Source organism: Candidatus Pelagibacter sp. HIMB109, from assembly GCF_052048155.1.
Lineage (GTDB): Bacteria > Pseudomonadota > Alphaproteobacteria > Pelagibacterales > Pelagibacteraceae > HIMB114.
The window spans coordinates 76,415-88,895 of record NZ_JBNAIK010000005.1; the positions used below are offsets into that span (position 1 = coordinate 76,415).

Annotated in this window: 11 protein-coding genes; 7 read left to right on the plus strand and 4 right to left on the minus strand. The window is 26.0% G+C overall.

Going from position 1 to position 12,481, the window contains the following annotated elements:
• Nucleotides 1-6 precede the first annotated feature (6 nt).
• Genes guaB through ACTTAQ_RS04405 form a run of 7 tightly spaced genes read left to right on the plus strand, consistent with a single transcriptional unit; the run spans nucleotide 7 to nucleotide 6,870 of the window.
• Entirely contained in the window at nucleotides 7-1,467 is a 1,461-nt protein-coding gene (guaB, locus tag ACTTAQ_RS04375) for an IMP dehydrogenase (RefSeq protein WP_440695879.1), read from the plus strand.
• On the plus strand, nucleotides 1,460-1,888 hold the full coding sequence (locus tag ACTTAQ_RS04380) for a tetratricopeptide repeat protein (protein WP_440695881.1): 429 nt from the start codon (nucleotides 1,460-1,462) through the stop codon (nucleotides 1,886-1,888). The genes guaB and ACTTAQ_RS04380 overlap by 8 nt, the downstream gene beginning before the upstream one ends.
• Entirely contained in the window at nucleotides 1,885-3,450 is a 1,566-nt protein-coding gene (gene guaA / locus ACTTAQ_RS04385; protein WP_440695883.1) for a glutamine-hydrolyzing GMP synthase, read from the plus strand. Before ACTTAQ_RS04380 ends, guaA begins: the two co-directional genes overlap by 4 nt.
• Before the next feature lie 2 nt (nucleotides 3,451-3,452).
• A complete protein-coding gene (gene panB / locus ACTTAQ_RS04390) occupies nucleotides 3,453-4,223 on the plus strand; it encodes a 3-methyl-2-oxobutanoate hydroxymethyltransferase (protein WP_440695885.1) in 771 nt (256 codons plus the stop codon).
• A 6-nt stretch (nucleotides 4,224-4,229) separates the two neighbouring features.
• On the plus strand, nucleotides 4,230-4,802 hold the full coding sequence (locus ACTTAQ_RS04395; RefSeq protein ID WP_440695887.1) for a hypothetical protein: 573 nt from the start codon (nucleotides 4,230-4,232) through the stop codon (nucleotides 4,800-4,802).
• Complete coding sequence (locus ACTTAQ_RS04400; protein WP_440695889.1) at nucleotides 4,799-6,058, plus strand: PQQ-binding-like beta-propeller repeat protein; 1,260 nt, start codon at nucleotides 4,799-4,801, stop codon at nucleotides 6,056-6,058. The genes ACTTAQ_RS04395 and ACTTAQ_RS04400 overlap by 4 nt, the downstream gene beginning before the upstream one ends.
• On the plus strand, nucleotides 6,055-6,870 hold the full coding sequence (locus ACTTAQ_RS04405) for a GTPase (protein WP_440695891.1): 816 nt from the start codon (nucleotides 6,055-6,057) through the stop codon (nucleotides 6,868-6,870). The genes ACTTAQ_RS04400 and ACTTAQ_RS04405 overlap by 4 nt, the downstream gene beginning before the upstream one ends.
• Nucleotide 6,871: 1 nt before the next feature.
• Here the strand turns inward: ACTTAQ_RS04405 and purF are convergent, their stop codons facing one another.
• The 4 genes from purF to alr are packed head-to-tail and all read right to left on the minus strand — an operon-like array spanning nucleotide 6,872 to nucleotide 12,458.
• The gene (gene purF, locus ACTTAQ_RS04410; RefSeq protein WP_440695893.1) at nucleotides 6,872-8,311 is read right to left on the minus strand and encodes an amidophosphoribosyltransferase; all 1,440 of its coding nucleotides are present in this window, start codon (nucleotides 8,309-8,311) and stop codon (nucleotides 6,872-6,874) included.
• Between the two features lie 51 nt (nucleotides 8,312-8,362).
• A complete protein-coding gene (locus ACTTAQ_RS04415; protein ID WP_440695895.1) occupies nucleotides 8,363-8,914 on the minus strand; it encodes a CvpA family protein in 552 nt (183 codons plus the stop codon).
• Nucleotides 8,914-11,379 (minus strand): efflux RND transporter permease subunit, encoded by a 2,466-nt coding sequence (locus tag ACTTAQ_RS04420; protein WP_440695897.1) that lies wholly within the window; start codon nucleotides 11,377-11,379, stop codon nucleotides 8,914-8,916. The genes ACTTAQ_RS04415 and ACTTAQ_RS04420 overlap by 1 nt, the downstream gene beginning before the upstream one ends.
• Nucleotides 11,379-12,458 carry an alanine racemase gene (gene alr / locus ACTTAQ_RS04425; RefSeq protein ID WP_440695899.1) on the minus strand — a complete coding sequence of 360 codons (1,080 nt, stop codon included), beginning with the start codon at nucleotides 12,456-12,458 and terminating at the stop codon, nucleotides 11,379-11,381. The genes ACTTAQ_RS04420 and alr overlap by 1 nt, the downstream gene beginning before the upstream one ends.
• Nucleotides 12,459-12,481: the final 23 nt, after the last annotated feature.

The window sequence follows — 12,481 nt, forward strand, 5'->3', positions numbered from 1 at the left end:
ACTTCTATGGAAATATCCAAAGCCTATACGTTTGATGATGTCCTCTTAATTCCACAAAAAAGTAGCGTCCAACCTAGTGGATGCAGCACAACAACAAGCTTATCAAATAATATAAAACTAGAAGTACCAATTCTATCAGCAGCAATGGATACCGTTTCAGAGTCGAAACTTGCCATTGCCATGGCCCAATTGGGAGGTGCATCATGCTTGCACAAAAACATGTCTATAGATCAACAAGTAGAAGAGGTATTGAAAGTTAAAAAATATGAGTCTGGAATGGTTGTTAACCCAATAACTATTGGACCAGATAATTCTATTTCAGAAGTAAGATCAATAATCAAGGAGAAACATATTTCTGGTATACCTGTGGTCAATAATCAAAATAAAATTCTTGGTATAATTACCAATCGAGATCTTAGATTTAGTAGAAATGACAAAGCTAAAGTTAAAGATCTTATGACAAAAAATGTAATTACGATTAAACAGGGGTATTCAAGTAATGAAGCTAAAAAATTATTACATAAACACAGAATTGAAAAATTAATTGTAACTAATAATCAAAATCAGTGTTTGGGTTTGATAACGGTAAAAGACATTGAGAAGTCTGAAAAATTTCCTTTAGCCTCAAAAGATAAAAAAAAATCACTAATAGTAGGTGCTGCTGTTGGCGTAGGTGAAGATGGATTCAAAAGGGCCAAATCTTTAATTTCTGCAAATTGTGATTTTTTAGTTGTTGATACTGCGCATGGTCATAGCAAAGCAGTATTAGATATTGTTAAAAAAATAAGAAATTTAAGTAAGAAAATCACTTTAATTGCCGGAAATATTGCAACCGAGGAAGCCGCTATTGACCTTGCTAAATTAAAAGTTGATGCGGTAAAGGTTGGAATTGGACCGGGCTCAATTTGTACAACAAGAGTAGTTGCTGGTATTGGGTTCCCGCAATTTTCCGCAATCTTAAATGTTAAAAAAGCTTTAAAAAAATTTAAAGATGTAAAAGTAATAGCAGATGGTGGAATAAGATATTCAGGTGATATTGCTAAAGCCATTGGAGCTGGGGCTGATGCCGTTATGATAGGATCATTGCTAGCGGGAACAGATGAAACTCCTGGAGAAATATTTTTTTATCAAGGCAGATCATATAAATCTTATAGAGGCATGGGTTCTATTGCTGCAATGTCGAGAGGTTCAGCAGATAGATATTTTCAACAAGATGTAAAAGATCAATTAAAACTTGTTCCAGAAGGGATAGAAGGTCGAGTACCTTACAGAGGCCCAGTAAAAAATATTATAGATCAACTTGTAGGTGGTCTAAAATCTTCAATGGGATACCTTGGAGCAAAAAATATTAGCGTATTTAAAAAAAATGCCAAGTTTGTTGAAATATCAAATTCAGGAATTAAAGAGGGGCATGTACATGATGTTCAAATCACTAAACAATCACCCAATTATCCCGTAAATGAATAAAAAAATTATTATTTTATTAATCTTAATTTTTTTCAATAATAATATCAGAGTTAACTCTTTGGAAGATTTAAAATTCTTCAATCAAGGAAAACAAAATTTTGAAAAAGAAAAATATGATAAAGCCAAAATTAATTTTGAAAAGCATATAGTTAGAGATCCTAAAAATTCTAAGAGTTATTTATATTTATCTAAGATTTATAAAGTTAAAAAACTTAACGATGAGTATGAAAAAAATTTAAACACAACCTTACTATTGGATCCCAAAAATGAAGAGGCACTATATATGTTGATATCTAAAAAATTAAAGGATGGTGATTTTGACTTAGCAAAAAAAAAATTTGAAATCTTCAAAAGCTCTTGTAAAAAATTATGTGAAAAAAAAGTAGAATTAAGTAATTTAATCAAAAAATATAAAAATTGATGAGCAAAAATAATGTTCAAAAAATAATCATAGTTGATTTTGGATCTCAAGTTACACAACTAATAGCAAGACAAATAAGAGAGCTCGGAGTTTATTGTGAACTAATTAATTATAAATTATTTAATAAAAAAAAACTTATAGATCGTAACGTAAAAGGAATTATTTTATCAGGTGGACCAAAATCAACACTTCATAAATCCGCACCATCTATAAATAAAAATTTTATAAACGTGGATATTCCAATTCTAGGAATATGTTATGGTCATCAGTTAATTTCAAATTTATTTGGTGGCAAAACAAAATATTCTAAAAAAAAGGAATTTGGAAGCGCAGCATTATTTGAGAAAAAAAAATCTAAACTAACTTCTGGTTTTTTTAGTAATAAAAAAAATATAGTTTGGATGAGTCATTCCGATTCAGTGCAAAGTAAACCCAAAAATTTTAACGTAATAGCAAGCAGTTTAAATTCAAAATTTGCAATTTTGGAGCATAGTAAAAAAAATATATATTCTACTCAATTTCATCCAGAAGTTTTTCATACAAAAAATGGAAAAATTATATTTTCAAATTTTTTATTTAAAATATGCAAAGTAAAAAAAGAGTGGACTGACAAATATAAAATTTCAAGAATGATGAAATCTATAAGATCATCTGTTAAAAAAAATGAAAAAATTTTATGCGCCTTATCTGGAGGTGTTGATAGTAGTGTACTTGCTCATCTGCTCTTTAAATCAGTAAAAAAAGATCTTATATGTGTTTATGTTGATACGGGATTAATGCGTCTTGGTGAAACAGAAGAGATAAATAAAATTTTTAAAAAAAAATTTAAGAAAATTTTTCATAAAATTGATGCTAAAAGAATTTTTTTAAATAAATTGAAAAATATTCACGATCCTGAAAAAAAAAGAAAAATTATTGGAAATACATTTATAAAAATTTTTGAAAATTTTACGAAACGCAAAAGAAATATCAAGTTTTTAGCACAAGGGACGTTATACCCAGATTTAATTGAGAGCAAAAGTTTTTCAGGCAGCCCAACATCAGTGATAAAATCGCATCATAACGTTGGTGGCTTACCCAAAAAAATGAAACTTAAATTAATTGAGCCCTTTAACGAAATGTTCAAGGACGAAGTAAGAAAGATTGGCAAAACCTTGAAAGTAAATAAATATTTACTTGATAGGCATCCATTTCCAGGGCCTGGTTTAGCTATAAGAATACCAGGGAAAATTGATCAAAAAAAAATTGATATACTAAAAGCCGCTGATAAAATTTTTATTGATGAACTAAAAAAGAGAAATTTATATAATGATATTTGGCAAGCATTTGCAGTTTTAATACCTATAAAAACAGTGGGTGTAATGGGAGATAGCAGAACTTATGATTTTGTATGTGCATTAAGAGCAGTAACTTCTGTAGATGGCATGACTTCTGATTATTTTAATTTTAAATATAAAGATATAACTGAAATATCAAACAGGATAATAAATGAGGTTCCAGGAATTAATAGAGTTGTTTATGACGTAACTTCTAAACCTCCGGGTACTATAGAATGGGAGTAGAAATGATAAGAAAAATTAAATTATCAAAACGACCTTTAGTTTGTTTAACAGCTTATAATAAATTTTCAGCGCAAATAATTGATAATTATTGTGATTTAATACTTGTAGGAGATTCACTGGGGATGGCATATTATGGCGATAGCTCTACTCGATCTGTAAAGTTAGAAGAAATTATCAGACATGCAAAATCAGTCAGAAAAGGGGTAAAAAAATCTGTTTTAATTGTTGATATGCCCTACGGAACATACAATACAAAATCAAATGCCAAAAAAAATGCTCTAAAAATTATTAAAGAAACTAATTGTGATGGAATAAAGTTAGAAGGTGGAAAAAGTAAAGCTAAAATAATAAGTTTTTTAGTAAAAAATAAAATTAATGTTATGGGTCATATAGGATTATTGCCACAAAATATTAAAAATAAAAAAAGTTTTAAAATTGTTGGACAAAATTTAAAAGAAGAAAGAAAAGTTCTTGAGGATCTAAATGCAGTGGAAAAATCAGGTGCCTTTGCAGTTGTTTTAGAAGGTGTAAAAGAAAAAGTAGCAAAAAAAATTATTAAAGTTTCAAAGACGCCCATCATTGGCATTGGAGCAGCTAAAGGATGTGATGGTCAAATATTAGTTTTAGAAGATATACTTGGATTTTTTGAAAAAGTTCCAAAATTTGTTAAAAAATATTTAAATATTAAAAATCAAATTGAAAAGGCTGTAAAAAAATATTCTTATGAAGTAAGAAAAAATAAATTTCCAACAGTAAAAAATGTTTATAAGTAAAAAATAATGGTAAATGAATTTGAAAATGAAATTAGGAATGAAGTTTTTAGTGATAAACTTAATAATTTTTTTAAAAAATATAAAAAAGTAGTTATATTAGTCAGTATACTTATAATATCTATTCCAGTATGTTTACAATCTTACTTATTTTTTCAAAATCAAAAAAAACAAACACTTTTGTCAGAATATTTAAAAGCAGAAGTAATGATAGACACAAATGAAGATCAAGAAAATGCAATTAAAATATTAAAAAAACTTGCTAAAGAAAATAATGATACCATTTCTGCATTATCATTAGGAAAACTTATTAATTACTATTTAGAAAAAGGAGATAGAAAGGCAGTTCTAGAATTTATAAGATCTGATAAATTAAATTCTAATAAAGAAATTTTTAAAGAAATTAAGATTATTAAAGAAGTTATATTAAATTTTGAAACTCTCAATGAAGATGAAATATTAAATTTATTAAAGGTAAATAATGACAATATATTTAAAATTATAAAAAATAAATTATTAATAGATTTTTATATAAAAAATAAGCAATTTAACAAAGCAGATCAAATAAAAAAACAACTATGAAAATAATTTCAATTTTTTTAGTTATGTTTGTTATTTCTTGTTCAAAAAAAACAGAAGATAAAGTAGATTTGAAATCTTTTATCGAACAAGGAAAAAAAATTCAATTATTTAAAACTAACCAAGCTTATAAAAAAAATATTAAACAAATTGATAAGGTAATAACTTCAAATAATAAAAAAATTAATTATTGGAATCAAAGTAATTATAGTCTTTCAAATTATATCCCATCAACACAAGTTGAAATATATCAAAAAAAACATCTGATTATCAATGGTGAATTTGATGAACTAATAAGCTTATCAAATAAAATTATAACAATTAATAAATATTCTAAACTGCAAATATTTGATAAAAATTTAAAAAAAATTTTATCGAAAAAAATTTATAACAAAAAAATTTATAAAAATTTCAATCTAGATTTTAAGTTAATTGGAAAAGGTAACAAGATATACGTTGCAGATAACCTAGGCAATATACACTGTTACAATGTTGAAAATTTAGATCTTGTTTGGAAACAGAAGTTAAGTGTACCATTTATGTCAAATATAAAAATTTATAAAAACGATTTATTTATAATAAATAGTAATAGTAAAATTTTTTCATTAAATATTTCTTCGGGAAAAATTAATTGGAGTTTTGAAACAGTTTCAAAGGATATTAAATCCAAAGGTTCTTATCAAATTTCTATTTATGATAATAAACTTTATTTTACTAATGATGTGGGTGAAATATATTGCGTAGATTTATTAAAAAACAATATTATATGGTCATTAACTTTTGAACCTATTAATTACTCTCAAAAACCAATTACATTCAAATCAAGCCCAATTATAATAAATAGAGATAATTTATTTGTATCTACAAATTTTGGTTTTTTGTATGCAATTAATCCAAAATCAGGTTTAGTTAAATGGTCTTTGCCAATAGAAAATACAAATAATTTTCTAGTAGATAAAAACTTAATTTTTTTAGCAAACCAAGATAGATTTGTTATTATCAATTTATTAAATGGAAACATAATTTATAATCAACAAATTCCATCTATTAAAAGTAAAAGCAAACTTCAATTTGAAAACTTATTATTAGGTAAAAAAAATATAATTCTTTTTTCTAAAGATGGTCAGATTATTTTAGTAAATAAAAGGAATTTGGGAAAAGTAAAAGTTTTTAAAAAATATATTGATTTTAAAAACTTTATCGTAATTTCAAATAATTTATATCTTATAACAAGTAAATCTTTGGTTAGATTTAGGTGACTAAAAATATAAATTTATCTATAATTGGCAAGCCTAATGTAGGTAAGTCCACTTTTTTTAATAAATTATTAGGATCAAATATTTCTAAAGTAAGTGATATTTCTGGGACGACTGTTTTTCCAATTTCTCATGTAAAAAACTTTAAAGATTTATCAATAAATTTGGTTGATCTGGGAGGATTAAAAAGAAAATCAAAATCTTACGAAAAACAACAAAAAATGATTACTTTCGAAACTATTAAGCAGCTCAAGATATCTGATTTAGTATTTTTTATTATGGATGGCAGTGATGAAATAACTAAAAATGACAAGCAATTATTTAAATTAATCCTCAATCAATTAAAAAATGTAATTGTTATTATAAATAAAATTGACTTGATTAAAAATGATATAAAAAAAAAAGAGAATTACTTTAAGTTTTTTTTTAGTCAAAATTATCCTAATATTTTATTAAAACCAATATTTATCTCTGCATTAAAAAACGTTAGAAGAGAATTTTTATTAAAAAAAATATTTGAAATTTATAATAGCTCAAATCTTTTGATAAGTAATCAGCAGGTAAATCAGGCCTTAAAAATTATTACTCAAAAGCATCAACCAGTATATTCAAAAAAAAGTAGACCAATAATCAAATTTCTTAAACATGTAAACTCAAAGCCTATGATATTTAAGGCTTTTGGAAATAAATTAACACATTTAGGAAAAGATTATAAAAATTTTTTTATAAAAAAATTGTTGGAAAATTTAAAAATTTATAATCAAGTTGTCGTAATAAAATATATAAATAATAAAAACCCTTATAATAAAAAATAATTTATAATCTTACGTTGCTTAACAGGGACAACTGATTATTTTTTTCTAATTGATTAAGCTGATCTAGTGGTTGAACAGGATATTCGCCAGTAAAACAATGATCTGTAAATTGAGGATTGTTATTATCTCTTTTATCATAGCCAAGCGCCCTGTATAGTCCATCAATACTCAGAAATTGCAGTGAGTCTACTCCTATTGATTTCCTAATTTCTTCTACTGAATTATTTGCAGCTATTAAATCCTCAATATTTGGAGTGTCAATCCCATAATAGTCTGGATATTTTATGGGTGGACTTGATATGCAAAGGTGAATTTCTTTAGCACCTGCACTGTAAAGCATGTCTACAATTTTTTTGGAAGTAGTTCCTCTTACAATTGAGTCATCAACTAATATTAATTTCTTATTTTTTATAATTTCCTTATTAGCATTGTGTTTTAACTTCACTCCTAATTGTCTTATTTGTTGTGTTGGTTCAATGAAAGTTCTACCAACATAATGATTTCGAATTATGCCCATATCATAAGGAATTTTTGATTGATTTGAATAACCAATTGCAGCCGGTATACCTGAGTCAGGTACAGCAGAAACAATATCTGCATCAATCTTTACTTCTTTTGCAAGCTCTTCTCCTAATTTTTTTCTATATTGATGAACGGCTTTGCCGCCAACTATACTGTCAGGTCTAGAAAAATATACATATTCGAATACACATGGCCTTGACTTGACTTTTGGGAAAGGTTTAATACTCTCAACACCATTTTTATCAATAATTATAATCTCTCCATTATCAATTTCTCTTATGAAATTTGCACCTATTATATCTAGAGCACAAGTTTCTGAAGAAAGTATATAAGAATCTTTTAATTTACCTAATACTAAAGGTCTAATTCCAAATGGATCTCGGATGCCAACTAATTTTTTATTTGTCATAATAGTTAATGCATATCCACCTTGAACTTGAAAAACTGCATCTATAATTTTATCAATTGTTTTTGATCTTTTTGATTTTGCTATTAATTGAACAAGAGTTTCAGTATCCGAGGTAGATTGAAATATTGCTCCCTCTTTAACCATTTTTTCTCTTATACTAATTGCATTTGTTAGATTTCCGTTATGAGCTATTCCTAGCCCTCCAGTATGCAAGTCAGCAAAAAAAGGTTGTATATTTCTAATTAGCGGTGCACCAGTAGTAGAGTATCTGTTATGACCAATTGCAGTATGACCTTTTAACTGATCTATTATTTTTGGATCTGTAAAATTATCTCCAACTAATCCACGTCTTTTAATTAAATAGAAATTTTTACCATCAAAAGAATTTATTCCACAGGCTTCTTGACCTCTATGTTGTAATGCATGTAAACCAAGTGCAACCAATGCTGATGCTTCTGGGTGATTGTAAACACCAAATACACCACACTCTTCTTTTAATCTATCTTCCACAAAACCTTAGTATAATAAAAAAATTGAAAAGTCATTTATACATTAAACAATTTATTTAATTTTATCTAATTTTTCTCTACTTTTATCTAAATATTCGTACCTATTTGGAAATGCTTCAATCATTAGTTCGTTTCCCCAAATAATGTAATCGAAAGTTAAACCTTTATTTAAATAATTTGGCCATTTATCATTTGGATGTAAAAAATTTATAATAGTAAAAAGAGATACAAAATAAATATATCCTTTTACTATTCCAAAAATAAAACCAAAAAATGTATCTATAGAACCTAATCCGGCCCATTTAATTGTTTTTTTCAAACCTTTATTTATTAATAAAACAGTAAATAAAGTGATAAAAAATATAGCACTACCCAAAATTACATCAGTCATCAGTTCAGATGAAATTATGTTGTCTAGATAAGGTCTAAGAACTGGTAGTAAAAATTTAACAGATAATAATGCGATAATCCATTTTGAGAAAGATATTAAACTAGCAACAAAACCATTTCTAATTCCTGAAATTAAATTAAATAGAATGTATATTATTAATATTACATCTAAAAGTGTTACTGCACCATCAAAAATTTCAAACAAGGAGTCCATTAATTTGTATAAAATTTATTTAGTAAATTAGGCAAAAGTGTTAAAACTAAAAATAATGCAGTCAACATTGCTAATCCAGTGAATAGACCAAAATAAATAGTTGGAATAAAATTCGACAAAACTAAAATTGAAAAACCAAATATAATTGTAAAAGATGTACTAATGATTGCTTTACCCACAGATTGATGACAATTACTAGTGATTTGCTTATCTTCAATATTGTTGTTTTCTTTTTCGAATTTAAATCGATAAATGTAATGAATGCTATTATCAACAGCAATTCCAATGGTAATTGCTGCAATTGTAATAGTCATCATATCTAAAGGTATATTTAAAATACCTATAAAACCTAATACAAAAGTAGCTGCAATAAAATTTGGAACTATGCCAATGATAGATAGCTTTATTGATCTGAATAACACTAGAAACATTACAAAAATTCCAGCCATAACTATTCCTAAAGTTTTAATTTGAGAGTCGAATAAGCTCTGTAATAAATTATTAAAAATAATCAAAACACCTGCTAATTTAAACTCATCACTATTTATCTTAAATTTTTTTTTAAGGTCATTTTCAATTCTATTTATTAATTCTTTTCTTCTAAGGTCTTTTTGAGAATCTTTAATTCGCATAGTAATTCTTGCTTCATTATCTTTAATTGAAATATAAGGCTTAATTATTTGTTCTTTAATATTTTCAGGAAGTTTTTCATACAACACGCCCATCTCTAAACTTCCAAGCTTTTTATTATTATTTAAGCTTTCAGCTATACTTAATATTGATGAGAAAGATAAAACTTTTCCCACCTCAGGTTGGCTGTCTAAATAGTTATGTATGTTTACTATCCTATCTATTTTGTCTCTGGTAAACCAATATTTCGAATTATCATTTTGTGATACTCCACTCCCAAGGAAATCATCCTCTTTATTTGTATTAGATCCCAAAAAACCATCATCATCATTGTTTATTTTTTTAGTTTTAAATTTTAATATTATCTCCAAAGGAGTTGTGCCTCCAAGCTTTTCATCAATATTTTTCATGCCTTTGTAAATTTCAGTATTTTTATCAAAATAATTTATAAAACTATTCTCAACTTTAAGTTTAGATATTCCTATGAATGAAATAATAATTAGAGATATCGAAGTTAAATAGATAAATTTGTTTTTATTTGAAAAACTTAGAAAAATTTTTGCAATTTTAGAATCTGATGATTTTAAATTTTCTGAGATAGGAGGATTGAAAACTTTTATTAAAACTGGAAGAAATAAAAAAGTAGTAATGAAAGATATGAGCAATCCAATTGTCATCATCCAGCCAAAATCTATAACAGGTTTTATTTCACTAAATATCAAGGATAAAAACGCACATATTGTAGTTAAGACAGCATAAAGGATGGGAAAGAATATTGAACTAGAAGTTTGTTTAATTCTAAAGTTAGTTCGATCTATCAGTTCTTCAAAATTAAAATTACTTATGTCAACTTGCATGTATCTTACTAAATAATGAATATTCATCGACATAGTTAAAATCAACATAAGTGCAATAAAGTTTGATGATATAACAGTTACTTTCCATCCAACCGTACTTAGAAAGCCAACCATTAATGTAATTGCAAGTAAACAGTTTAATAATGGAAATATTACCCAATTTATATTTTTAAAAACATACCAAAGGGTAAAAATAATAAATAAAAAAACTCCAAAACCAAAAATAATGATATCATTTTTTATAAATGAGATCATATCATCAGCAATCATTGGTATTCCACTCAATCTAATTTCTGCTTTAGATTTATAATTGCTTATAAGTTTTTTTATAGAGGCATTGTATTCACTCATATTGTTCGAATGTTGTTTTTGTAGTTTTTTTAATTTTTGATTAATCAACTTTAAATCTTGTTTATTTATTTTTTTTGATAGCAATAATTTAGACTTAGTATCTACAGCTTCCAAATAAGGTTTATTATCTTTAAGGAAGGCCACAATGCCAAATGTTTTGGAGTCTTCACTTATAATTAAATTTTTGTAAACAGGACTTGCAGTTAATTCTTTTATAGCCTTATCAGTGTCAATATTTTCATTTGAGATGTATTTTAAGTTTTTTATTCTGTCCATTAATGGCTCATTTGTAGATTGAAGCAAAGGAGCGTTGATTATCGATACAGTTTTACTAATCCATTTAAAATTATTTATTTCTGTAACTAATTTTTCTAATTCTTTAATTGTTTCTTTTTTGTTTGGGGCGTTAGGTGTGTAGGTAATAATAAAAAATTCTTCAGATTTATATCTTTTATTAAGTTCTCTTAAATAAATTAAATCAGGGTCATTATCTATCAATAGTGTATCTGCAGAGGCATCTAATTCAAAGTTTTTAGATTGATAGATTGAAAATATAAATAATGTAGAAAAAATTAAAAGAATATAGAAAGGATATTGTAAAATTTTATTATAAAATTTACCAAACATTAATTTTTATAATTTCTTAAATATCTTTTTGAAATACAAGTAATTATTCTATATGGAATTGTCCCTGTGAGGTTTGCAAAATTATCAATTGTGAATTTATCATTATATACTTCTACAAAATCTCCAATTTTAATTTTATTTTTAAATTTAGTTATATCTAAGATGATTAAATCCATTGACACTCTTCCAATCATAGGGATTTTTTTATTTTTAAAATGGACATAACCTTTATTTGACAATCTTATACCAATCCCATCTGCATATCCCATTGGAATAGTTGCTGTTACAGAGTCTCTTTTGGCTTTAAATGTTCTTGAGTATCCTGCAGTTTCGCCTTTTTTTAAATTATTTATTTGAATAATCGGAGCTTTCAAACTTACAACATGTTTTATCTTGCTATTCAAACTTTTACTTCCTCCATAAAGATTTATACCTGGACGAACTAAATCATAGTGGTATTTTTTACCTAAAAAAATTCCACCTGATGCAGCCAGGCTATATTTATAACCTGGAAGAGTCTTCCTTATTTTCTCAAACTTTTTTCTTTGCTTTTCATTAAAATTATTTTTTTTATCACCTGCACATGCTAGGTGACTCATAATTATAACTTCTTTAAATTTATTAATTTGATCTTTTAACTTTAATACTTCTGTAATTTGATTTTCTTGTATTCCTAAACGACACATACCTGTGTCGAAATGAATGACTAATTTATTTTTTCTTTTATTTTTTGTAAAAATTAACCATTTTTTTAGTTGTGAAATTGTATTTATTACTGGATTTAAATCGTGTTTATATAAAATTTTTTCTTCACCTCGATTAAGTCCATTTAAAATATTAATTATTATTGATTTAAATTTTTTTCTTATAAAAATACCTTCATTAATGTTCGCAACAAAAAATCTTTTACATCCTGCATTTTTTAAGGTTGTTACAATTTTATTATGTCCACCAAGTCCATAACTCGAAGCTTTAACAGTACCGCATATTTCTGATTTATTGCAAAATCTTTTAATAGTTAAATAATTTTGCTTAACCGCGTTTAAATTTATATCTAAAGTTGGAGTTGAGTATTTCATACTGGATGATGATTGGTATATAT

Bases quoted from the DNA above. Each gene is read 5' to 3' on its own strand.
- panB (WP_440695885.1), top strand. From the start codon at position 3,453: ATGATAAGAAAAATTAAATTATCAAAACGACCTTTAGTTTGTTTAACA.
- guaB (WP_440695879.1), top strand. From the start codon at position 7: ATGGAAATATCCAAAGCCTATACGTTTGATGATGTCCTCTTAATTCCA.
- ACTTAQ_RS04420 (WP_440695897.1), bottom strand. From the start codon at position 11,379: ATGTTTGGTAAATTTTATAATAAAATTTTACAATATCCTTTCTATATT.
- ACTTAQ_RS04415 (WP_440695895.1), bottom strand. From the start codon at position 8,914: ATGGACTCCTTGTTTGAAATTTTTGATGGTGCAGTAACACTTTTAGAT.
- ACTTAQ_RS04400 (WP_440695889.1), top strand. From the start codon at position 4,799: ATGAAAATAATTTCAATTTTTTTAGTTATGTTTGTTATTTCTTGTTCA.
- ACTTAQ_RS04380 (WP_440695881.1), top strand. From the start codon at position 1,460: ATGAATAAAAAAATTATTATTTTATTAATCTTAATTTTTTTCAATAAT.
- ACTTAQ_RS04395 (WP_440695887.1), top strand. From the start codon at position 4,230: ATGGTAAATGAATTTGAAAATGAAATTAGGAATGAAGTTTTTAGTGAT.
- alr (WP_440695899.1), bottom strand. From the start codon at position 12,458: ATGAAATACTCAACTCCAACTTTAGATATAAATTTAAACGCGGTTAAG.